Origin of the sequence: Streptomyces regalis (assembly GCF_001509475.1) — a bacterium.
Classification (GTDB): domain Bacteria; phylum Actinomycetota; class Actinomycetes; order Streptomycetales; family Streptomycetaceae; genus Streptomyces; species Streptomyces regalis.
This window is the reverse complement of sequence record NZ_LLZG01000142.1, coordinates 44,852-66,600: the sequence shown is the minus strand read 5'-3', so window position 1 is coordinate 66,600 and position 21,749 is coordinate 44,852. Positions and strand designations below refer to the sequence as shown.

The 21,749-nt window shown below is 69.4% G+C and carries 17 protein-coding genes and 2 pseudogenes; 11 read left to right on the top strand and 8 right to left on the bottom strand.

All coding sequences use genetic code 11. The features are described 5' to 3' along the window. Positions 1-186: 186 nt before the first annotated feature. Positions 187-1,029, bottom strand: coding sequence for a L,D-transpeptidase family protein (locus ADL12_RS19485; protein ID WP_062703944.1), 843 nt, complete (start codon positions 1,027-1,029; stop codon positions 187-189). Positions 1,030-1,170: 141 nt separating this feature from the next. Here ADL12_RS19485 and ADL12_RS19480 point away from each other — a divergent pair, with 141 nt between their 5' ends. The 7 genes and pseudogenes from ADL12_RS19480 to ADL12_RS19455 all read left to right on the top strand — a co-directional run bounded on the left by ADL12_RS19480 (position 1,171) and on the right by ADL12_RS19455 (position 7,143). Then, entirely contained in the window at positions 1,171-2,751 is a 1,581-nt protein-coding gene (locus tag ADL12_RS19480) for an acyl-CoA mutase large subunit family protein (protein ID WP_062703943.1), read from the top strand. Positions 2,752-2,843: 92 nt separating this feature from the next. Next, positions 2,844-3,425 carry a Uma2 family endonuclease gene (locus ADL12_RS19475; protein WP_062703942.1) on the top strand — a complete coding sequence of 194 codons (582 nt, stop codon included), beginning with the start codon at positions 2,844-2,846 and terminating at the stop codon, positions 3,423-3,425. Positions 3,426-3,551: 126 nt separating this feature from the next. After that, a pseudogene (locus ADL12_RS56515) lies at positions 3,552-4,053 on the top strand (MFS transporter); the annotation flags it as partial. Positions 4,054-4,224: 171 nt separating this feature from the next. After that, positions 4,225-4,913 (top strand): annotated as a pseudogene (locus ADL12_RS52755) (helix-turn-helix domain-containing protein); the annotation flags it as partial. Between the two features lie 19 nt (positions 4,914-4,932). After that, complete coding sequence (locus ADL12_RS19465) at positions 4,933-5,421, top strand: RICIN domain-containing protein (protein WP_062703940.1); 489 nt, start codon at positions 4,933-4,935, stop codon at positions 5,419-5,421. 40 nt (positions 5,422-5,461) lie between these two features. Then, positions 5,462-6,004, top strand: a complete 543-nt coding sequence (locus tag ADL12_RS19460) for an RICIN domain-containing protein (protein ID WP_062703939.1) — start codon at positions 5,462-5,464, stop codon at positions 6,002-6,004. Further along, positions 5,992-7,143: a sialidase family protein gene (locus ADL12_RS19455; protein ID WP_079052131.1), complete on the top strand. Its 1,152-nt coding sequence runs from the start codon at positions 5,992-5,994 to the stop codon at positions 7,141-7,143. The genes ADL12_RS19460 and ADL12_RS19455 overlap by 13 nt, the downstream gene beginning before the upstream one ends. Before the next feature lie 94 nt (positions 7,144-7,237). Here the strand turns inward: ADL12_RS19455 and ADL12_RS19450 are convergent, their stop codons facing one another. Both ADL12_RS19450 and ADL12_RS19445 read right to left on the bottom strand, forming a co-directional pair. Then, positions 7,238-8,050, bottom strand: coding sequence for a sulfotransferase family protein (locus ADL12_RS19450; RefSeq protein ID WP_079052130.1), 813 nt, complete (start codon positions 8,048-8,050; stop codon positions 7,238-7,240). A gap of 190 nt (positions 8,051-8,240) precedes the next feature. Continuing rightward, positions 8,241-9,653: an FAD-dependent oxidoreductase gene (locus tag ADL12_RS19445; protein ID WP_062703937.1), complete on the bottom strand. Its 1,413-nt coding sequence runs from the start codon at positions 9,651-9,653 to the stop codon at positions 8,241-8,243. A gap of 71 nt (positions 9,654-9,724) precedes the next feature. On the opposite strand from ADL12_RS19445, the gene ADL12_RS19440 reads away from it, so the two are divergent. Next, the gene (locus ADL12_RS19440) at positions 9,725-10,375 is read left to right on the top strand and encodes a TetR/AcrR family transcriptional regulator C-terminal domain-containing protein (protein WP_062703936.1); all 651 of its coding nucleotides are present in this window, start codon (positions 9,725-9,727) and stop codon (positions 10,373-10,375) included. Between the two features lie 77 nt (positions 10,376-10,452). Here the strand turns inward: ADL12_RS19440 and ADL12_RS19435 are convergent, their stop codons facing one another. Both ADL12_RS19435 and ADL12_RS19430 read right to left on the bottom strand, forming a co-directional pair. Next, positions 10,453-11,367, bottom strand: a complete 915-nt coding sequence (locus ADL12_RS19435) for a class I SAM-dependent methyltransferase (protein ID WP_062703935.1) — start codon at positions 11,365-11,367, stop codon at positions 10,453-10,455. A 354-nt stretch (positions 11,368-11,721) separates the two neighbouring features. After that, the gene (locus tag ADL12_RS19430) at positions 11,722-12,843 is read right to left on the bottom strand and encodes an acyltransferase family protein (RefSeq protein WP_062703934.1); all 1,122 of its coding nucleotides are present in this window, start codon (positions 12,841-12,843) and stop codon (positions 11,722-11,724) included. A gap of 263 nt (positions 12,844-13,106) precedes the next feature. Between ADL12_RS19430 and ADL12_RS19425 the strand changes: the two genes are divergently transcribed. The 3 genes from ADL12_RS19425 to ADL12_RS19415 all read left to right on the top strand — a co-directional run bounded on the left by ADL12_RS19425 (position 13,107) and on the right by ADL12_RS19415 (position 18,218). Then, on the top strand, positions 13,107-14,570 hold the full coding sequence (locus ADL12_RS19425; protein ID WP_062703933.1) for a tetratricopeptide repeat protein: 1,464 nt from the start codon (positions 13,107-13,109) through the stop codon (positions 14,568-14,570). Continuing rightward, positions 14,567-16,903, top strand: coding sequence for a glycosyltransferase (locus ADL12_RS19420; RefSeq protein ID WP_062703932.1), 2,337 nt, complete (start codon positions 14,567-14,569; stop codon positions 16,901-16,903). The genes ADL12_RS19425 and ADL12_RS19420 overlap by 4 nt, the downstream gene beginning before the upstream one ends. Positions 16,904-17,099: 196 nt before the next feature. Continuing rightward, complete coding sequence (locus ADL12_RS19415) at positions 17,100-18,218, top strand: S1 family peptidase (RefSeq protein WP_107119961.1); 1,119 nt, start codon at positions 17,100-17,102, stop codon at positions 18,216-18,218. Between the two features lie 59 nt (positions 18,219-18,277). On the opposite strand, the gene ADL12_RS19410 is transcribed toward ADL12_RS19415, so the two are convergent. The 3 genes from ADL12_RS19410 to ADL12_RS19400 form a co-directional block, all read right to left on the bottom strand. Then, complete coding sequence (locus ADL12_RS19410) at positions 18,278-19,261, bottom strand: O-methyltransferase (RefSeq protein ID WP_062703930.1); 984 nt, start codon at positions 19,259-19,261, stop codon at positions 18,278-18,280. Positions 19,262-19,398: 137 nt separating this feature from the next. Then, positions 19,399-20,730 carry a polysialyltransferase family glycosyltransferase gene (locus ADL12_RS19405; protein ID WP_062703929.1) on the bottom strand — a complete coding sequence of 444 codons (1,332 nt, stop codon included), beginning with the start codon at positions 20,728-20,730 and terminating at the stop codon, positions 19,399-19,401. Next, entirely contained in the window at positions 20,730-21,716 is a 987-nt protein-coding gene (locus ADL12_RS19400) for a glycosyltransferase family 2 protein (RefSeq protein WP_062703969.1), read from the bottom strand. Before ADL12_RS19400 ends, ADL12_RS19405 begins: the two co-directional genes overlap by 1 nt. Positions 21,717-21,749: the final 33 nt, after the last annotated feature.

Sequence of the window (21,749 nt, the reverse complement as noted above, 5' to 3'; positions counted from 1 at the left end):
GTAGAAAAATTCTTCGCGGCGGGAGTGACACTTTCGGCCGCGGCGGCGCTGATCAGAGTGAGCCGACTGGTCATCGGCCCTCGCACAGAGCCGGGGTTCCCCCCGTACCTGCGGCTCGTGCATCGGCGCGGGCGGGACACGTTCCCCCGGTCCCGCCCGCGCCCCACTTCCTCCGCGCCCCGCGCCTCACCAGTGGACGACGACCTTGTCGCCGGTCCTCACCTGGTCGAACATCTCCGCGATCGCCCGCTCGTCCCGCACGTTGACGCACCCGTGCGAGGCGCCGGCGTAGCCCGTGGCCGCGAAGTCGGACGAGTAGTGCACCGCCTGGCCACCGCTGAAGAACATCGCGTACGGCATGGGCGAGTCATAGAGCGTCGACACATGGTGCCGTGACTTCCAGTAGACGCTGAACACACCTTCCCGGGTCGGTGTGTACTGCGACCCGAACCGCACCGGCACCGTCAGCACCGACCGCCCGTCGATCATCCAGCGCAGCGTCCGGCTCGACTTGCTGATGCACAGCACCCGGCCGGTCATGCACCGCGCGTCCGGCGCGTCGGCGGGCTGCCCGCCCATCAGGTACAGGTCCCACTTGCCGGGCTCGCGCGTCATCGTCAGCAGCCGCTCCCAGGTGACCTCGTCGGTCTTCCCCGTCTTCGGCAGCCCCCGCTTGCCCTGGAAGCCCCTGACCGCCTGCTCGGTCAGATCGTCGTACGTCCCGGTCGGCCCGTCGAAGAGCCAGGCGATCTGCCGCAGGCGGGCCTGGAGCTCACGGATGTCACGCCCCTCGTCGCCCCGCGACCACAGCACGGCGGGCTGCCCCGGCGGTGTGGGCGTCGCGCTCGGCTTGTCGTCGGGCGGGGCGGACTTCGGGGACGGCGTGCCGCTCGGGAGCTCTATGTGCACCGGCGTGCGGCGCTCTTCGCCCGAGGCCTGCACGGTGCACCCGCACAGCACCGTGAGTACGGCCCCCGAGGCGAGCACGGCCGTCGGCGTACGCCTGCCCCTGATACGGATGCTCCCCATGCCCCTGGTACGCATCCCGACCCCCCGTCGTCTCAGAGATGTTCCCCAGGGATGTTCCCCGCGCGTGACCGGTTGCGAACCAGGGGGCATGGTGGGAGACAGGGTGAACCAACCAGCACAGCGAACGCGGAGGCACACACGATGGCGCGCGAGTCGGAGTCCGGACTGCCCATCGAGCCGGTCTACGGGCCGGACGCGCTGAACGACTGGGACGCGGCCGAGAAGCTCGGCGAGCCCGGCGCGTACCCCTTCACCCGCGGCGTCTACCCCACGATGTACACCGGCCGCCCCTGGACGATGCGCCAGTACGCCGGCTTCGGCACGGCGACGGAGTCCAACGCCCGCTATCGCGACCTGATCGCGCACGGCACGATGGGCCTCTCGGTCGCCTTCGACCTGCCCACCCAGATGGGCCACGACTCCGACGCGCCGATCGCGCACGGCGAGGTCGGCAAGGTGGGCGTCGCCATCGACTCGGTCGACGACATGCGGGTCCTGTTCGGCGGGATCCCGCTGGACAAGGTGTCGACGTCGATGACGATCAACGCCCCCGCGGCCCTGCTCCTGCTCCTCTACCAACTGGTCGCGGAGGAACAGGGCGTCAGCGCCGACCAGCTCACCGGCACGATCCAGAACGACGTGCTGAAGGAGTACATCGCACGCGGGACGTACATCTTCCCGCCCAAGCCCTCCCTCCGCCTCATCGCCGACATCTTCAAGTACTGCAAGGCCGAGATCCCGAAGTGGAACACGATCTCGATCTCCGGCTACCACATGGCCGAGGCGGGCGCGTCCCCCGCGCAGGAGATCGCCTTCACCCTTGCCGACGGCATCGAGTACGTCCGCACGGCGGTGGCGGCGGGCATGGACGTCGACGACTTCGCGCCCCGCCTGTCCTTCTTCTTCGTGGCCCGTACGACGATCCTGGAGGAGGTCGCCAAGTTCCGCGCGGCGCGCAGGATCTGGGCCCGGGTGATGCGGGACGAGTTCGGCGCGAAGAACCCCAAGTCCCTGATGCTGCGCTTCCACACGCAGACGGCGGGCGTGCAGCTGACGGCCCAGCAGCCGGAGGTGAACCTGGTGCGCGTCGCCGTCCAGGGCCTGGCGGCAGTCCTCGGCGGTACGCAGTCCCTCCACACCAACTCCTTCGACGAGGCGATCGCACTGCCGACGGACAAGAGCGCCCGCCTGGCTCTGCGCACGCAGCAGGTCCTCGCCTACGAGACGGACGTGACGGCGACGGTCGACCCCTTCGCGGGCTCGTACGTCATCGAGAAGATGACGGACGACGTCGAGGCGGCGGCGCTGGAGCTCATGCGGAAGGTCGAGGACCTCGGCGGCGCAGTGTCGGCCATCGAGCACGGCTTCCAGAAGAGCGAGATCGAGCGCAGCGCGTACCGGATCGCCCAGGAGACGGACTCCGGCGAGCGGGTCGTCGTCGGCGTCAACCGCTTCCAGCTGGACGAGGAGGAGCCCTACGAGCCGCTCCGCGTCGACCCCGCCATCGAGGCCCAGCAGGCGGAGCGGCTCGCGAAGCTGCGGGCGGAGCGGGACCAGGGGGCGGTGGACTCGGCGCTCGACGCCCTGAGGAAGGCGGCGGAGGGGGAGGCCAACGTCCTGTACCCGATGAAGGAGGCGTTGCTGGCTCGGGCGACTGTGGGGGAGGTGTGCAACGCGTTGCGGGGGGTTTGGGGGACTTACGTGCCGTCGGATGCGTTCTGAGCTGGGCGATTACTCCGTATGGGTGATCATGAGCGCAAGCGACACGTCGCCGGTTACGCTCATGGAGAGTGGGCCCCGAAAAGGAGGACGCCATGGCCGTACTGCAGCAGGAGCTGACCCTGGGCGAGGCTGCCGACCAGCTCGCCCGTGCACTGCCTGGCCACCGCGTGGAGATTCTCCAGGGGAGGCTCACTGTGACACCGCCGCCGGATGGTTCGCACGCTCTGTCGCTGACGAAACTGGGCAGGGCTTTCGATCGGGCGGGGCTCGTCGAGGCGGGGTATGAGTACGTCCAGGGCGTCGGGCTTTGGCTGCCTACGTTGCCCGAGGACTTCGCGATCCCTGACTTCTCCGTCGTCGACCCGGACTTCCGCGACGCCCATGTCACGAAGAACTACTACGCACCGAACGTCTTCCGCATGGTCGTGGAAGTGACGTCCTCGAACTGGTCCGACGACCTTGGCCCCAAGGTCGAGTGCTACGCCCAGGCCGGCCTTCCCGTCTATCTCATCGCCGACCGCAAACACGATGAGGTGCTTCTCTACCAGGATCCGACCGACGGCAAGTACCCCGACCCCACCCGCTACAAGCGAGGCCAAACCGTCCCGGTCCCCGAATCCGTCGGCGTCACCCTCGACCTTTCCGTCGACACCCTCCTGGACGGTGACGGCTAGCCGGCGCGGCAGCGCGCGCTCGCCCAGGAGCACCTGGCGGGACGAGCGGAAACCGGGCGACACAGCGTTCAGTGCAGGGGCAACACCATGGTGCACAGGCTCGGCGGCGAGCCCTCGAGCCCCACTATCGGGATCGGCTACGGCATCGGTCTCGGCCTGATGAGCGCCGCCTGGCAGAGCCTTCGTCAGATACGTCTGTGTCCAGCGCCGTGATCGGCACGGTCATCGCCAGCACCGCGAACAACGTCGGTGGCGTCGCCGTCCCGACCATGCACGGCTTCCGGCTCCCCTTCCTGGTCGCGAGGCGCTGCGGCCATCGGCCCACTGACGGCTCTGCTCCTGCCGAAGGCGAACCGTGCGCCGCAGCTGCGCGCGAGCAGCGAGGAGGGCGAGAGTCCGGCCCGCGCGAAGGAGCCAGTCCGCGGCCTCCGCGGCCGTGTTCTGGACGCTGCGGGTGCTTCGGGCCCCCGCCCCCGTCACGCTGATCGACCACGGCGGCCGCCAGACGGGCGCGACCCTCTCAGCCGAAGACGGCAGTTACACCCTCGCGGCCTCGTCCGCGATCCACGCGCGCGACGACTGCGCGGTCGACATGGACCTCTCACTGCCGGGCGGGACAGTCTCCGCACCCGGAACAATCCGAGGAGATCTCTTCCCCTCGGATCCACCTGGAGTTCACGGTCAGAAGGGTTTGCCGGCGCACCATTCATCTCTGCGATCTCCGTGCCGCTGATCTCCGTGCGAGCGAAGATCAGCGGCACGCATCTGACAGGGATTCAGGGCGGGAGGGGCGGGGTGGGTGAGCGGGACGATGTTCCAGTGCGAGGACGTGCCTGCGGAGCAGCGGCTGTTGGAGCTGGGACCGGTCACCGTGTGGCCGACGTCGCTCACGCCGGCGCGGTTCCTCCGGAACGCGAAGCCCGCGGCGGCCGGACCGAGACATTCGGCTCGGGCGACCTGCGGGCGTACGACGACCGGGAAGGCGGCTTACTGACGGTCGTAGGTGTCGAGATCCGCAAGGCGCTGCTGCCGGTGCTCCCGCACCAGGAGTTGCTGGGCAGACGGCTGACGGGGCGGGAGGGAATCGGCGCCCTGCTGACGGACTTGCGGGAGACGGAGGGCGCCCTGCCGCCGGAGACCCGGCAGGGCGCCCTGACCGCTCGCATACAGGCGTTCATCCAGCAGAACCTGCACGACCCGAATCTGACACCGCCCGTCGTCGCTGCCGCGCATCACATCTCACTCAGCTACCTGCACCGCCTCTTCCAGGAGAGGGCACAGGGGGGAGACAGTCGCGGCCTGCATCCGCCGCCGACGGCTGGAGGGCGCCCGCCGTGACTTGACGGACCAGCCCTGCGCGCCACGCCGATCCACACCATCGCCACCCGCTGGGGCCTGCCCCGCGCCTCCGACTTCACCCGCGCCTTCCGCGCCGCGTACGGGATGTCACCCAAGGAGTACCGGCTCCAGGCGCTCGCTGACGCATACAGAAAGGCTCTGAACCTCCATGGCCATCAAGATGATCACCCGGGTCTCCGCTGCCGCCGCCACGGTCGTGTGCGCCGTGGCCTTCTCCACGCCGGCCGACGCGGCGGCCGCCTACCAACGATTCGACAACCTCGGGACCGGAAAGTGCCTGGCCGTGCCCAACGCGAGCAAGACGGCCGGCACCGGCCTGATCCAGTGGACCTGCGGCTACGGCAGCGAGCAGCAGTGGAAGATCGAGGCGCTGCCGTCCGGCTCGGTGAAGATCACGAACGAGAACAGCCAGATGTGCCTGGCCATGCCCAACAGCAGTCTGACCAACGGCACTCAGGCCATCCAGTGGCCCTGTAACGACAACTTGGACCAGCGCTGGATCCACGACAGCGCCAACCGCCTGCGGAACGTGAACAGCGACAGGTGCCTGGCCGTCGCCAACAGCGACACGACCAACGGCGCCGAGGTCATCCAGTGGACCTGCAACACGAACAGCGACCAGCAGTGGATCTGGTGACACCCGGCCGTTTTGCGGCAGCGAAGGAATCTCCCCTGTCATGAACCTGCGCAGAAAGGCGGCCGTCACTCTGGCGGCCACCGCCCTCATAGGCGCGCCCGTGCTGACGGGCTCGTCACTGACCGGCTCGGCGCCGACCGCCGAGGCCGCCGAGGCCGCCGTCAACGCCCGCCTCTACAACATGGGCACCGGTCTCTGCCTGGCCAACCCGAGCTCCAGCCAGACGGCCGGCACCGTGATGATCCAGTGGTCGTGCAGCAACAGCAACAGCAACTACTGGTCGCTGAAGCCGATGACCGGCGGCGGCTACCACGTGGTCAACAAGGCGAGCGGCCAGTGCCTGGCCATACCCAGCGGGAGCACGACGCTCGGCGTCAAGGCCATCCAGTGGCCGTGCGGCACCGAGCAGGGTGACGAGCAGGTCTGGGTCCACGACGGGATCGACCAGCTGAGGAACGCGAAGACCGGCCTGTGCCTCGCCATCCCCAAGGGCACCACGGACGCCGGCACGGAGGCCATCCAGTGGAACTGCGACGCCCAGAACGCCACGAACCCGAACCTGGACCGGCAATGGCTGTGGTGACCCGCAAGCGGGCCTGGACCGCACTCCTGACCACACTCGTGCTCGCCGTCGTGACGGGCCTTCTCCTGCCCGGCCCGGCCTCCGCCGAGGGCACATCGGCCGAGAAGAGCGTCTACATCAACACGGCGACCGGGGGCGACGGCCCCCGCACCCCCGACATCATCAGCACGAGCGCGAACAACGCGGTCGTGGCGTGGCGGGAAGGCCTGACGCCCAACAAGGTCGACATGGGCCACATCCGGTACTCGTACACCACCGACGGTGGCGCGAGCTGGAGTCGTCCGCAGATGCTGGCACAGGAGACCGACCAGTACGCCTGGCACTACGTCCTCCTCTACCAGTCGGGCAACGAGCTGTTCGCCTATCTCGGGCGGACCGCGGCCACCAACACCAACGGTCTGCCCATCAACGGCATCGTCGTCAAGCGCAGCACCGACGAGGGGCACACCTGGCAGGACTTCCCCGTCACCATGCCGCTCGACCTCCCGGAGACCACCGCCGACGAAGGATTCGCGAACCTCGCCCTCTCCGGACGCCCGCTCAAGCTGGCCAACGGCAAGCACGTCATCCCGTTCTGGGCATCGGGCCGACAGAACGGAGTGCTGATCTCCTCGGACCTGAAGACCTGGACGGCCGGCGGCACCGTCGCGAACGGGAACGATGTAGGCGTCAAGGCCGGTGAGAACCAGATCGCTGTCTCACAGGACGACCCGAACAAGCTGGTGATGGTCGCCCGCGCCGACAACGCCAACGCCATGACGGCCACCAGTTCCGACGGCGGCCTGACCTGGACGTCCTTCACCGCCGCAGCCGGCCTGCCGAGCTACAACGTGGCCAGGAGCTTCTTCACCAAGGACGGCAACGGCCAGTACCTGTACATCTACACCACCGGCACGAGCACCGAGACGCGCCCGGCCCTCAACTACAAGACCAAACGCCCCGGCGCGGCCTGGAGCGCCGCCAAGTTCTTCGCCGATGGCCCTTCGGCCGAGCTGGATCCGACCCCGGCCGGCACGGGCGAAGGCTGGGACACGTACCCCATGGCCGACGAGTACGCCCCGGGCAAGTTCTTCGTGGCCTGGGAGTTCGACACCTCCCGGATCAAGGTGAACAAGCTCGACATCTCCGACGCACCCTGATCCACCCATGCCGTACCCTCTGTCGCCCTCGCCAGGGGGTACGGCAGCATGGGGCGCCCAGATGTACGTACGACCGGAAGGCCCATGCCCCCGTTCAGACCGGGTAGCCCCATGCCTGAGTCAACTCTCTCAGGCGCGGGGGCAGTTCGACGCCCGAATCGGCCGTGCGGCCGGGCTGGATGCGGCCGGATCTGATCGTGCTGGACCAGTCACCCAGCTGCGGGCGGAGCGTGCCGTGGTCCTTGCCGCCGTAATCGAGCATGCCGGGCTCCCAGGGGACACCGAGATACGCGCAGACGCCGCGGGTCACCCGCTCCGGTTCCGCGGTCAGTTCCTCGTACGTGATCACGTGGGCATCGAGGTTCTGCCTTGCCTCCTCCAGCTTCTCGCAGTAGCCGAGCACTTCGGCGCGGATGGCCTCGTGGTCGGGATCCGCTCGGCGGCTGGTCAGGGACGTGATGACCGCGGCCGGGTGGCGCAGCAGGACGATGTGGCGTGCCTTCGGCCAACATCGTCGCAGTCGCGGCCAGATGAGGGTGTTCGGCGGGGTCTTGTCGACGATGACTTCCTTGCCGCTGCGGGTGAGCTCAAGGTGCAGCACCCGGTCCCAGAGCAGGTGCTCCAGTTCGTTCTTGTCGAGTTGGAGTTCCTGCATGGCGGCCGCGGTGAAATCGCGGGACAGGTGGACGTGCACAGTGCGCAGGTGCATCTCGTGCGGGGCCCGGATCTGGCTGTGGCTGTTCAGCAGCATCCGCAGCAGGGTCGATCCGGAGCGCACCGAGGACAGCACGAAAACCGGCGATTCCACCAGGCGCGGGGCGGGCGGAGCGCTGTAGGAGTCCGCGGTCGGCCGAGGTGATGGAACGGCGTCCAGGCCTTGGCGCGGGGGGCTCACCGCCTCCTTCATCAGTCTTCCTCGGCGCTTCAGTCCCTTGCCGATCGCGGCAATCCGAGGGTCTCGCACAGTGACACCTTTCTCTCGCGCTCGCGCTCGCGCCGTGCGATCCACATCTCAGGGGCCGCGGATGAACCGCAGGTGTCACGCAGGAGAAGCGAGTGTGTGGCGGGTGACTGAAAAGCGCCCGTGACCTGTCGCTTTACCCCTTCCTTAATTCTCCATGGGAGCCCTGTACGTATGCCGCCAGCCCCGAAGCCGTCGTGCCCGCCCAGCCCACGTAGCCGTCGGGGCGGATCAGGAAGACGCCGGTGCCGTACGCCTCGTACGAGGGGACCCGGACCGTGGGGAGGGCGAGCGGTGGCAGTGCCGTGTCCGTACCGACCGTCAGCAGTGTCCAGTGGGGACCGCGAAACGCGTCGAAAAGCCGGACGCCGTCCACCGTGCCGTCGGGTGCGCGGTCGCCCGCGTGGACGCGGCCCGGGTTCGTGCGCGTCTCCTTCGTCAGTGACGAGTCCCGGTAGCCCAGCCCCAGTTGCCGGGTCGCCTCACCGCGCCGGACCTCGCCGCGGTGGACGCCGGTGGAAAGGCCGAGCATGTCCGCGGCGATGGGGCGTCGTTCCTCCTCGTACGTGTCCAGCAGCGACTCGGGCGTGTCGCCGCCCAGTACCGCGCCCAGCTTCCAGCCCAGGTTGTAGGCGTCCTGGACACTGGTGTTGAGGCCCTGGCCGCCGGCCGGTGAGTGCACGTGCGCCGCGTCTCCGGCGAGGAACACCCGGCCCTCGCGGAACCGGTCCGCCAGTGCCGCCCGCGGGCGGAAGTCCGAGGCCCAGCGCAGCTCCGTCACATCCGCACGGGACAGGTGCGAGCGGGCGGCGACGACCTCGCGGATGCCCGCGAGGGACAGGTCCGGCTCGTTGCCCTCCGCGAACTGGGCGATCAGCTGGAAGTCCTCCGTGCCCGCCAGCGGGCAGATCGCCAGGAAGCCGTCGCCCTCCCCGGGCGGCGGAAAGATGTGCCAGTTGTCCCGGTCCAGGCCGCTGATCCGGACGTCCGCCACCAGCATCGGGTTCGGGTCGACGGTCTCGCCCGTCATCCCGATCCCCAGCGCCCGCCGCACCGCCGAGCGGCCGCCGTCGGCGGCGACGGCGTACCGGGCGCGCACGGCACTGCCGTCGGCGAACTCCGTCCGCACCCCCTCGTCGTCCTGCGCGAGGCCGACGACCTCCCGACCGAAGGCCACCTTCCCGCCGAGCTCCTCCAGCCGCGCCAGCAGGATCTCCTGCGTGCGCCACTGCGGCACCATCCACGGCTCGGTGTACGGCGCGTCCTCGCCGACCTCGGCCGGGTCGAACATCTGGTGCTCGCCGACCCGCTCGCCGTCCTGCCAGATCATGCCGACCGGATAGCTTCCGCCCGCTGCGCGGATCGCGTCGAGTACGCCCAGGTCGTCGAAGACCTCCATGGTGCGGGGCTGGATCCCCTTGCCGCGGGACCCCGGGAAGAGTCCGTCGGCCCGCTCGACGACCAGGGCGTCCACCTCCTGCCGGGCCAGGTCGATGCCCAGCGTGAGCCCGGTCGGCCCCGCGCCCACGATCAGGACGTCCACGTTCATGCCAGTCCCCCTTAACGCCGTTAAGTACCGTCGGGTGCAAGCGTCCCCTTAACGTCGTTAAGCTGTCAAGCGTGAATACGGAACGCCGAGCACCCCTCGACCGCAAACGCGTCGCGGACACCGCCCTGAGGCTCCTGAACGAGGTCGGTCTGGACGGCCTGTCCCTGCGTGCCATCGCCAAGGAGCTGGAGGTCAAGGCGCCGGCCCTGTACTGGCACTTCAAGGACAAGCAGGCGCTGCTCGACGAGATGGCGACGGAGATGTACCGCCGGATGGTCGCCGGGACCTCCCTCGACCCCGGCGACACCTGGCAGGAGCGGTTGCTCAAGTCCAACCGCGGACTGCGTACGGCCCTGCTCGGCCACCGCGACGGAGCGAAGGTCTTCAGCGGCTCACGCTTCACCGGCGTCGAGCACGCCGAGCAGATGGAGGACAACCTGCGCCTGTTCACGACCGCCGGTTTCACCCTCGCCCAGGCGGTCCGCGCGATGACGACGACGTACCTGTACACCCTCGGCTTCGTCACCGAGGAGCAGGGCGTCCAGCCCATGCCGGACGAGCGCCGCGCGGGCTACGACGTCGAGGAACGCGCCGGCCTCATGGCCGACTTCCCCCTGTCGGCCCGGGCCGGCGCGGAGATCTTCGAGGACTACGACCGGCACTTCGAGGAGGGCCTGGCCCTGGTGATCGCGGGGATCGAGGCGCGATACGGGATCGGGTGAGGGCCGCCCGGTGCCCCCCATCGCGGCGGGCGCAGCCCCGGCCCTTCGGGCGGATGACGGGGCTTGTTCACAGGCTCTCAAGCGCGGCTCGTGCGCGCCCTGCGTATGGCGCGGGTGACGACCGGTGGCAGCAGATCGACGGCGAGGCGGCGGGCGTGGGAGCGGGGCCGGGCGGGGCGGGCGGTCCGGGGGCGGGATGCCGGGGGAGTCTGGGGAGCGGATGCCGGCGGCACGTAGTGACGCGAGCGCGGGAAGGGCGGTGGCTGCATGCCCTTGGACCGGGTGCGGACCAGGCGGTGTCCCGCGGCCCACTGCACGCTCAGCCCGCAGTCCGTGTGCTGCCGGAGCATGGTGAGCAGCTCCTCCTGGACGGGCTCGGGGTCGCCCCAGGTGCCGTACAGCTTCTGTGTACTGAGACAGATCGGGCGCAGACCCCGGTTGAGCACGGCCTCCCAGGCGGCGACCGAGACACCTGGCGTGTGCTCGGAGCGGAAGTCGTCGAGGACCACGACGCCCTCGGGCAGCAGGATCTCCCGGGCCGCACCGATGTCGCCGTACACGTGCTCGTACAGGTGCGAGGCGTCGATGTGGACGAAGCGGCAGGTGCCGGGGCCGACCTCCTTGGCGATCACGGAACTGGGCGCCTGGATCACCGTCGGCAGAGTGTCGTGGAAGGAGAGGTAGTTCCGCTCGAAGGCCTGCCGGGTGAGGGAGGCGTACGACTTGGTGGTCTCGGCCTGGTTGGGCCCGTCCGGGGCGTCGCTCTCGAACAGGTCGCACACGGTGAGCTTCTCGCCGCCCCGCAGATGGTGGCCCAGGAGGATCGCGCTCTTGCCCATATAGGCGCCCAGTTCCAGCAGGTCGCCCCCTGTTCCCTGCTGCTCCTGCCGGTCGAGGAACCAGGTGAACAGCACCTGGTCCAGGGGCGGGAACCAGCCCGGGACGTCCGCGAGCTCACCGGGGTGTTTGTCGGTTGCTTGTGCGTTGGCCATGACACGAGCCTGCTCCCCGGACACCGCCCGAACCGACGGCCGGTTGAACATCCCGTGAACAGCTAGAGCCTGTTGGCCCTAGGGCCTGTCTGACAATTCCCGCCTGCCCCGCGGCGTCTGGCACGCACTCCCCCAGAGGGGGGGACCCCCAGCCGCGTTGCCGAACCGCCCACGTGGCTCCTCCCCCACGCGCGAACCGGCTTCGCTCGGCTCGCGCGGGGGCACCCCCATCGAGGGCGACTCCGGCGCCTTGCGATCGCACGCTCCCCCACGCTCGAACAACCTCGCGCGGGGGGACCCCCATGACGCCGCGGCCCGCCCTCCGGGCGGACGACGGGAATTGTCAGACAGGCCCTAGCGAGCCTTCGCCAGCACCGCCCGCAGCCGCGGCGTCAGCGGCTTCTCGACGAACCGGTGCAGCAGCCACGCCAGCAGCAGCATCGACGCGACCGTCAGGGCGAAGGTCGCCGCCGACGCCAGGCCCAGGTCGCGGTGCAGGGCGTGGATCACCACCCAGCCGAGGTGCTCGTGGACCAGATAGAACGGATACGTCAGCGCCCCCGCCACCGTCAGCCAGCGCCAGTCGGCCCAGTTCAGCCAGCCCAGCGCGATCGCGCCGACCGCGACGAAGCCGAAGGCGACGACCAGGACGATGCCGAAGGACGTGCGGTGGGCGAAGGCGTTCGGGTCGGTGGCGTTCCACAGGCTCTGGACCGCGTAGTGCTGCCCGACCAGGAAGCTCACCGCCACGATGGCCCAGGCGTAGGCGTCCCGCCGGTCGCGGTGGACGAGGTAGAGGCCGATGCCGCCGATGAAGAACGGGGCGTACTCGGGCATCAGCACGACGTCCAGCAGCGGCTCCTGCGCGCTCTGCGCCATCGCCGCAGCCAGCGTCCAGACCGCACAGAAGAGGATCACGCGCCGCCGGTTCACCCCGGGCAGCACGACGCACAGCGCGAAGAGCGCGTAGAACCTGATCTCCACCCACAGCGTCCAGCACACTCCCAGCACCCGGTCCACGCCCAGGGGGTACTGGAGCAGCGTCATGTTCACCAGCGCGTCGCTCGGCGACACCGCCTTGTAGGCGACCATCGGCAGGGCGAACACCGCCGTCACCAGGATGACCGCCACCCAGTAGGCGGGCAGCAGCCGGGAGGCGCGGGAGGCGAAGAACGACCGCAGGGGCCGGCCCCAGCCGCTCATGCAGATCACGAACCCGCTGATGACGAAGAAGATGTGGACGCCGAGGGGACCGTAGGCGAAGTACGTGTGCAGCGTCGGGAACTGCTCCTTGGGCGAGCCGCCCCACGCCTGGGTGACGTCACCGCCGCGGCCGCCGTAGTGGTACGCCGCCACCATCAGCGCGGCGATCAGCCGCAGTCCGTCCAGGGCCCGCAACCGGGTCTGACGGGGTGGCCGTGCAGGCTCCGGTCGCCCGGTCGTCTCGGGGGCCGGGCGGACGGTCAAGCTGGTCACGAAAATCCCCTCGACGGGTGGTCCTGCGGTTCTGCTGTTGCTGTGGGTGCGTCATCACATGCCTGTGGGCGCGTCAGCACACTAGTCCGAATCGCAGAGAGGACCTCGTTGACCGTCAAACCATTCGCCGCCCGGTCCCGAGGCGTTCACCTGGACGTCGTTTTCGGTTTCTAGGTTTTCCCAACATCCCCCCACGTCGCGGTAATCGCGGTGAATGAAGCCGCAAATTCGGCATTGCTTTGGCAAAAGAAGACAGGAGTGCCATGACGCGGGTCCAGAACAGACGGGCACGTGCGCGTGGAGGGGAGCTGGACGACTGCGTGCGCGCCTGTGCGGTGCACAGCGGCAAACTCGTCGGCAGCCTCGACCGCCGTCGCACCGAACTCGCCGAACAGCTGCGCAAGCTGCTCGTCGTGTGCAGCACGGACCGGCCCGCCGCCCCCGCACCGGCCGCTGCCGGCGCCGGTGCCCTGCTCAAGCGGGCGGTCAAGGGCGCGGCGACGCCCGCCTCAGGGGTCTCGAACGAGCTGCTCGACGCGCTGCTCGCCGTCGCCAACAAGGCGCTGGAGTGCGGCTACGACGACGAGTTGAACCTCGCCCTCGTCATCAGCGACACCGTGCTGGCCCAGCGCAAGAACTCCCGCGCCGGCTGGCGGCTGCGCGCCCGTCTCCTGGAGACCCTCGGCGACGAGGACGGGGCAGTGGAGGCGTACGAGCGCTACCTCGCCCTCACCGACGACGACGGCTTCGGAGTCCGCCCCCGCATCGCCGGGCTGCGCACGGCGAGCGAGACGGAGCGGGAACTGCTCGCCCTGCTGCGGCGTCAGTGTCCGCGTGCCACGGACTTCGCCCGCGGCCTTGCCGCCGAGGTATGGGCCGAGGGCCTGGCCGCGCACGCGATCGGTGACTGGACTCAGGCCGAGCCGCGGCTCGTGGGAGCGCTCCTTCGGCTGGCCGAGGAGGACGCCCCGGCCGCCGACCGGCAGGAGCTGCTCAGCCAGTACCTCGACCTGCGCACCGCCGTCCCGGGCGTCGAACTCCCCGCGCTCACCGAGGCCCTCGCGCTCTACGCCGAGCAGCGCCGCAACCGGATGCGCGGCCCGGTCGCCGACCCGACCATCGGCGGCGTGCGGTGGATCAGCCTGGGCGAGTTCCGCAACCAGATCGCCGGCAAGTCCATCTGCCTGATCGCCAACTCCGGCCGCGTGGGCAGCAGTGCGATGGGCGCCGAGATCGACGCGTACGACCTCGTCGTGCGCTTCAACTCGTACAAGATCGACCCGAAGCACACAGGCACCCGCACCGACATCCACGCCACCATCCACAAGCACGGGTTCAACTGGGACAAGCAGGTCACCACACGGCTCGTCTTCGGCGGCATCTCCGGCGACTGGAAGTGGTCGCTGCGCAACCGCCTGGTGCCCGGCGCGCAGACCCACCTCGGCGACGAGTCGCTGCGCTGGCCCGTGCGCAACATCGGCAGGCTCGGCACCGACGCCTGGTCGGGGATTCCGACCACCGGCTTCAACATGCTGTGGCTGCTGGACTTCCTGGACGTCAGCCCGACCCTCGACCTGATCGGCTTCGACTTCTACGAGAGCGGCGCCTACCGCGTCCAGGAAGCGATGAAGCTGGCCATCACGTCCGTCCACGAATACACCAGCGAGAAGGAATGGGTCATGCAGCGGGCCCAGCGCGTGACCGACATGAGGATATCCCTGCGATGACCATGACCTCCCTGCCCCGGACCACCGGCCAGGCACCGGTGCCGTCCGCGCACGATCTCACCGGCAAGCGCCGCATGGCCTTCGCGAGCTATGTCGACGAGAACTACCTGCCCGGCTTCCTCACCCTGCTGCGCAGCCTCGCCCTGTCCAACCCGGGCGTGTGTGAGGACTTCGTCGTCCTGTACGACGACCTGCGCCCCGCCTCCATCGCCCGCATCCGCGCCCTGCACCCGCGCATCGTGCTGCGCCGTGTGAACGACGAGCACTACGACTCGTACAAGAAGGGCGACCAGGACAACTACCTCGTCCGCAAGGCGTACTTCATCCTCGACGTCTTCCGGATCCGCGAGTACGACACCATCATCACGCTCGACACCGACATGGTCGTCCTCGGCGACCTGAGCGAGCTGCTGAAGCTGCGCGAGGGCCTCGCGGCCGTGCCCCAGTTCTTCTACGGGCAGCACAAGCTCAACTCGGGCCTGCTGGTCATCCAGCGCGAGTACCTGTCGGACGCGTTCTGCGCCAGGCTCGACGCCTGCGGACGCAGCGGCGACTACGAACTCGACAAGCACGACCAGGGCATTCTCAACGCTGTCCTGGACGGCGACTTCGTCCACCTCGACGCGCGCTACAACTTCGTCAAGCGGCGGCTGTCCGGCGATCTGCCGGTACCCGAGGACACGGCGATCCTGCACTTCACCGGCCGCCACAAGCCGTGGCAGGGCGGCGAGGCCGGATACGGCCAGGCCGAGGAGCGCTGGCGCGAGTTCGAGCTCTCCGACGCCGACTTCCAGGCCGCCTACCTGGCCTCCTCCGGCGGGCTGCACCACGACCTGATCGTCCACTTCGGCACCCCGCACGTGCAGCGCACCGGGGACGTCGAGGCCGCCCGCAAGGTCGCCGCCGCGCACATCGGCGCCGGTGACTACCAGGACGCCGTCGACATCCTGAGCGGCGGCACCGTCAGGATCCCGCTCGACGAGGCCTGGCCGCACGAGGTGCTCGGCCACGCCCTGATGAGCGTCTCCCGCTACGACGAGGCCAGGGCCCAGTTGCTGCTGGCCACCGCCGCCCCCAACCGGGCCGCCACGGCCTATGCCCGCCTCGCCCAGATCGCCTGGGTGCACGGCGACAACGCCGAGGCGCTGCGGCACGCCACGGCCGGCCTCTCCGTCGACCCCACCCACCGCTCAAGCCGCCTGTGGGCGCAGCGCGCGTCCGCCGTGCCCGCCCAGGAGCAGGGCAGCGCCGAGGACCAACTCGCCCACGTCGCCTTCTACATGGACCGGCAGGGCAACGCGGGCGACAAGCTGCTGCCGGAGAGCGTCCGGCTCGCCTTCGGCTCCGACATCAGCTCCCGCCGCTGGCACTCCGTGCATGCCCACCGCCTGTTCGACGAGGCGGCCCTGGAGCGCGTGAACGCCCGCCGTGGCCTGGTCATCGGCGGCGGCGGCCTGTTCATCCCGGACACCATGCCCAACGGCAACAGCGCCTGGCAGTGGAACGTCCCCGACGCAACTCTGAACCGCATCGACGTGCCGATCGCGGTCTACGCCGTCGGCTTCAACGCCTTCGACGGACAGTCCTACCGCGCCGAGCGTTTCCGCTCCAGCCTCCGCCAACTCGTCGAGCGCGCCGCCTTCTTCGGGCTGCGCAACCACGGCTCGATCGAGAAGGTGCGCGCCATGCTCCCGGCCCACCTGCACGACAAGGTCCGCTTCCAGCCGTGCCCCACCACGGTCATGCGGCAGCTGGTGGCGGGCTGGCAGGACCCGGTACAGCGCGACGACACCATCCTGATCAACGCCGCCTACGACCGGGCCGGCCTGCGCTTCGGCCACGACTACGCCTACTTCCTGGCGCAGATGGCCCAGGCGGTCCGGGATCTCGGTGAGCTCGGCGAGGTGCGGTGCGTGGCGCACTCGCTCGACGACGAGAAGATCGCCTTCGACCTGCGTCGCGAGCACGGCATCTCGATGCCTGTCATCCCGATGTACGACTTCGACAACGACGGCATCCGCGACCTGTACGCCCGTACCAAGCTGGTGATCGGCATGCGCGGCCACGCCGGAATGATCCCGTTCGGCGTCGGCACGCCCATCATCAGCCTCATCTCGCACCCGAAGATGGCGTACTTCCTGAACGACATCGAGCGGCCCGAGTGGGGCGTCTCCGTGCACGACCGCCACCTCGCTGCCCGGCTCGTCGAGCGCGCCAGGGACCTGCTCGCCGACCACGGGGCGACCGTCGCCGACGTGCACGGCCGCCAGCAGGAACTCTGGAAGGTCACCGAGGCGAACGCGGCCGACCTGCGGATCATCCTGGGCGGCTAGGGCCGCGACGACTCGGCAGGCCGCAACCGACGGCAACTCTCCCAGAAATGGGTTGAGTTGAAAGGACTGGCGGTCTGCTGAGTCGTCGTCAGCTGTTCATCTCGCGGTAACTGCATGGGTTTTGCTCGCCTCCGTACATTTGTTCGAGCGCGGTGATCAAGCACGCCGTGCTTTCTGCTTTCCGGAGGTGCAACCCATGCGAAGACACCCGAGACTCCGCGCGTCGATGGCGGTGGCGATCTGCGGCCTGTTCGCCGTGCTGGCCTCGCCGACCGCGAACGCGGCTCCGACCCCGACCCCGACCCCGATCACCGATCCCGCCCGGGCGAGAGCGCTGGCCGCCGAGTTCGGTGCCGACCGCACCGGCGGCGTCTACTACGACAAGACAGGACGGCTCGTCGTCGCCGTCACCGACGAGGCCACCGCGCGGGCCGTCCGCGCCGAAGGCGGCGTCGCCGAGGTCGTGAAGCACAGCACGGCCACGCTGACCTCCGTCCGTGCCGGCCTCGACCGGCGGATCGCCGAGGCCGACCCGATCCCCAATACCTCCTGGGGCGTCGACTCGAGCAACAACCAGGTGACCGTCGAAATCTTCGACGGCGTCTCCGCCGCCGACGAGAAGCGGCTCATGAATGTCCTCGCCGGCTATGGCGACGCGGTGCGCGTCGAGAGGCTCCCCGGCACGATCAGGCCGAACGCCTACGAATCCGTCGGCGGCACCGGTATCTACTCGAAGGACGGCGGCTCGAACTGCACGCTCGGGTTCAACGCCCGCAACTCCTCCGGGCAGAAGTACTTCGTCACTGCCGGGCACTGCGCGGACACCGATCGCGACCTGTGGTGGCACCGGCAGGAGGGCGGCATCTACCTCGGCAAGCGGATGTGGTTCGACTACGGCGGCATCGACAAGGACTACGCCGTCATGGAGTACCGCGGCGAAGACCTCGCCGCCTACGGGTCCGTCAAGGCGTTCGGCACGTACTACGAGATCACCGACTCCCGCTACCCCAACGACGGTGATTCCGTCAAGCGTTCCGGTGCCACCAGCAGCGACCTCGTGGGCGAGGTGCTCTCGCCGAGTGAGACCGTCACGTACACCGATGGCACGGTCCTGAAGAACATGATCAAGACCTCGCTCTGCGGCCTCCCAGGGGACAGCGGCGGTCCGGTGTGGTCGGGGACCTATGCGCTCGGCATTCACTCCGGGAGCAACACTCCGGCCGACGCGACGTGCAACAGCACCGTGAGCCAGTACCGGTCCTGGGCGCAGCCGGTGCACTGGGTGCTCGGCAACCACGGGCTGAGCGCGTTCTGAGCTGAGCGCCGGCCACCGCGGGCCGTCCCCCCCGCGGTGGCTGGTGGCCACCGGGCGGGTCAGCCGCGTACGGCCTTCCGCACCAGCCTGGTGAGACGGGAGCCGCCGCCCGTCGCCCGGTCCGCCTCGTACGCCTTCCGCAGCTGCTCGAAGTGGTCGGCCCGGGTACGGCTCAGGTACTCGTCGCCGGTCAGCGGCTTGGCGATCGACCAGGCCCGCCGGTGCTCGCCGGCGTAGTGGGCGACGTAGGCCTTGGCCAGTTCCAGCACGGACTTGAAGGGGATGCCGCCGGTGTGGTCGCGGTCGACGCGCTCCTGGACGGCCGAGATCAGCGCCAGCTTCTCGTCCAGGGAGAAGGCGTCCTCGGAGATCCTCTTCAGCACGTCCTCGGAGATCGGCCGCGTCACCTCGAAGGCGAGCGTGGAGCGGATCGGCGGCCCGGCGATCTCGATGTACGGCAGCAGGGCGCCCGTGCTGTAGTGCAGCCAGGGCAGCCGGGGCCCCGCGAAGTCCTGGTGCAGGACGACCGAGCCGGGCCGCAGCCGAGTCAGGAAGCGCTCGGACACACAGCGGAAGACCCTGGCCGTCTTGGCGATGTCGATGTGCAGGAACTCGATGGGGGTCGTGTCGTCCGGGTCGGAGGTCTGCCAGATGTCTCCGGCGTGGATCTCCAGGAACGGCAGGAACGGCCCCAGCGTGGTGCGGAAGTCGTCCAGGAAGGAGTTCTCGCCGTCGGGCTTGGCACCCGCCGTGAAGAACTTCTCCGTGGCGAACGTCCCCTTGCCGACGCGGAAGAAATCGTACGCGTGCAGCCGTCCCGTCTGTTCGTCGAACACCGGGCTCTCGCGCAGCCCGAGTGCGAGGGCGTACGTCGATCCGCCCCCGCCGGAGCCGAGTTCGACGATGCGGTCCCGGCCCGCGAGGTGATGGCGCCCCACCAGGTACAGGAACCGCAACTCCCAGTCGCTCACCTGGGTGTAGGGCAGGTTGTCCGGCAACCCGACGCTGTCGAGCAGGGGATAGAGCCGACCGAGCTTCGTCATGAGAACCTCACGGGTTCGGTTGGGCGGTGTCCGTGATCCTAGGGGCACCGCCCCCGCCGCGCCGTGAAATCAACGGAGTAGTGCGATAGTTCCCCGCTGTTTCCTCAGTCGTGCGGCCGTGTTCACCCTGTATTGACTCAACGGCGAACGGCCTTCTTCAGCGCCCGTGCCCGCCGCACCACCCGGCGCGCCGTGGCGTTGCGGGGCAGGAAGGACAGCCGCTCCGGGATGCCGCCGGGTAGCCCGAGGGAGGTCAGCCGCTTGCGCTTGAAGTAGCGCTGGGTGCGCGGGCCGAAGTGCTCGGACAGATAGCGTTCCGCGGCCGGGCGCAGGCCGGCGTGCATCTGCGGCTGCATCGTGAAGCCGACGGCGGTGACGAGACCGTTCAGCGTGTCGGCGGGGACGGCGTCGTCCCCCTTCTTGCCCTCCAGGTCCGGCAGCAGCGCGTCGACCAGGACAGCGGGGACCCGGTTGCTGTTCTGGTAGGGCGTCAGACGGTCGAGAAGCGGCGCGGTGCCGACGCGGGCGACCGGGAGGTCGTAGAACGCCGACGCCGTGAACAGCGCGGTCGAGAAGCAGCCGACGACCAGCGCGGGCGGCGCCTTTTCGAACAGCACCTCGGCGAGGACGGGCGTGTCCAGGACGGTGAGGTCCACGCCGAGTCTCTTCGCCTCGGCCTCCAGAGCCCGGCTGAAGCGGGCCGGCGCGGTCGGGTGCGGCTTGAAGACGACCGAGCGGTGCCCGCGCTCGACCGCCCCCCGCATCATCCGCACATGCAGGTCCTCCTCCTCCTCGGCGGAGAGGATGTTCAGCGCGGACAGGTACTGGCCGAGCAGCAGTGCCGCGTCGGCGGGCAGGGCGGGCAGATCCGGCACGGCGTCCGTGAGGCCGCTCATCACCTTCCGGAACGCCGGCGTCGGCACGACCTGCGCGGGCACGTCGAACTCGGTCAGCAGCATCGGGGTCAGCCCCGGCACCAGGTCCAGGTGCAGCAGCCGCCGCACGCGCGTGCCGACCAGCGGATCCAGCTTGTTGCGCGTGGGGCCGTAGCTCATCAGCCCGTCGGCGTAGACGTGGATCGGGGCGCCGGTGAACAGCTGGGCCACGGTGAGGGCGGGGGTGACCTGGATGGACTCCAGGACCAGCTCCACGCGGTCGTCGCCCAGACCCCACAGCAGCCGCAGATAGCGCTCGAAGAGCGGGATGTCGTCGGAGCGCGGCGACCAGGCACCCGGGTGGAAGGGGTGGATGGCCTCGTTCCACGACAGGACGGCGTCGAAGTGGTCGCGCAGCGGCGCGAAGCCCGGCATCTCGTCGACGGCCGGAGTGGTCTCCGGGGTCGCGGAGTTGTTGAAGACCAGCAGCAGGCGGCGATCCGCCTCCGTGAAGCAGTCGGACTCGATGGCGGCGGCCAGGGTGGCGGCGCCGTACAGCGTCGAGGCGCAGAAGATCTGGGTCGTCCGGGACATCAGGCAGCCGCCTTCGCCGTGGTGAGCCTGCGCCGCAGGCGCCGCAGCTTCGAGGAACGGTGCAGGTCCATGGTCTCCAGTACGTCACGGAGCGCGTCCTGCGGCATACGCTTCATCGCCTCCGCGCTCATCGCCCGCAGCTGCTTGGCCACGGCCGGTTCCCACTTGGACTCGTCGGAGAGGTGGTGGGCGATGATCGCGCAGTATGTGCGCACCGCCTTGGGCAGCAGCCGGTCGGCGTCGCGGTCCGTCGCCGTCTCCTCGATGACCTGGTCGAAGGCGCGGATGAAGTCGAGCTGGCGTGCGTCGCCGATCTGAGTGAGGGAGGAAGCGACGCCGCGCCGGTAGAACACGCCGAGCAGGCTCACCACGGCGAACGACTCCGCCTCGCGGTGCAGCTTCCAGATCCACGGCCGGTCCTCGGCCGTGCGCAGTCCGTCCGTGAAGTGGAGCAGACCGCGGTCGAGGAGCCGGCGGTGATACGCGCCGGCCCAGGCGTAGGCGTAGTCCACCGAGGTCGTCCGGTCGGCGGGCAGGATCGCGTCCCGCGGGCTGAGCACCTCGCCGCGCAGCCCGACCGGGGCCCGGTGCACGGAGCGGGCGCGGGCGGTGGCCTGGACGTGGTCGGTGCGGACGAAGTCGCAGCCCAACCGCTCGATGGTGCCCACCAGTTCGGCCAGGTAGCCCGGGGCGAGCCAGTCGTCGCCGTCCAGGAAGGTCAGGTACTCGCCCCGCGCCGCGTCCAGGCCGGTGTTGCGTGCGGTGGCGAGACCGCCGTTCTTCTCGTGGCGGATGTACCGCACCTGGGCGACGTCCGAGAGTTCCTCGGCCGCCCGTTCGAGAATGGCTGGCGTCTCGTCTTTGGAATGGTCGTCTACCAGCACGAACTCGAAGTCGTTCCGAGCGTTTCTGCGCAGGCTGTTGAGGGTGTCCGGGGCGTATTGCCGCACGTTGTAGAACGGCACGATGACGGAAAGCTTTGGCACCTGCAAAAGGCTAGGAGACCGCCCGGCTCGGCA

Excerpts from the sequence above, each read along its gene's own strand:
- ADL12_RS19485 (WP_062703944.1), bottom strand. The coding sequence starts at position 1,029 with ATGGGGAGCATCCGTATCAGGGGCAGGCGTACGCCGACGGCCGTGCTC.
- ADL12_RS19480 (WP_062703943.1), top strand. The coding sequence starts at position 1,171 with ATGGCGCGCGAGTCGGAGTCCGGACTGCCCATCGAGCCGGTCTACGGG.
- ADL12_RS19475 (WP_062703942.1), top strand. The coding sequence starts at position 2,844 with ATGGCCGTACTGCAGCAGGAGCTGACCCTGGGCGAGGCTGCCGACCAG.
- ADL12_RS19465 (WP_062703940.1), top strand. The coding sequence starts at position 4,933 with ATGGCCATCAAGATGATCACCCGGGTCTCCGCTGCCGCCGCCACGGTC.
- ADL12_RS19460 (WP_062703939.1), top strand. The coding sequence starts at position 5,462 with ATGAACCTGCGCAGAAAGGCGGCCGTCACTCTGGCGGCCACCGCCCTC.
- ADL12_RS19455 (WP_079052131.1), top strand. The coding sequence starts at position 5,992 with ATGGCTGTGGTGACCCGCAAGCGGGCCTGGACCGCACTCCTGACCACA.
- ADL12_RS19450 (WP_079052130.1), bottom strand. The coding sequence starts at position 8,050 with ATGAAGGAGGCGGTGAGCCCCCCGCGCCAAGGCCTGGACGCCGTTCCA.
- ADL12_RS19445 (WP_062703937.1), bottom strand. The coding sequence starts at position 9,653 with ATGAACGTGGACGTCCTGATCGTGGGCGCGGGGCCGACCGGGCTCACG.
- ADL12_RS19435 (WP_062703935.1), bottom strand. The coding sequence starts at position 11,367 with ATGGCCAACGCACAAGCAACCGACAAACACCCCGGTGAGCTCGCGGAC.
- ADL12_RS19425 (WP_062703933.1), top strand. The coding sequence starts at position 13,107 with ATGACGCGGGTCCAGAACAGACGGGCACGTGCGCGTGGAGGGGAGCTG.
- ADL12_RS19420 (WP_062703932.1), top strand. The coding sequence starts at position 14,567 with ATGACCATGACCTCCCTGCCCCGGACCACCGGCCAGGCACCGGTGCCG.
- ADL12_RS19415 (WP_107119961.1), top strand. The coding sequence starts at position 17,100 with ATGCGAAGACACCCGAGACTCCGCGCGTCGATGGCGGTGGCGATCTGC.
- ADL12_RS19410 (WP_062703930.1), bottom strand. The coding sequence starts at position 19,261 with ATGACGAAGCTCGGTCGGCTCTATCCCCTGCTCGACAGCGTCGGGTTG.
- ADL12_RS19405 (WP_062703929.1), bottom strand. The coding sequence starts at position 20,730 with ATGTCCCGGACGACCCAGATCTTCTGCGCCTCGACGCTGTACGGCGCC.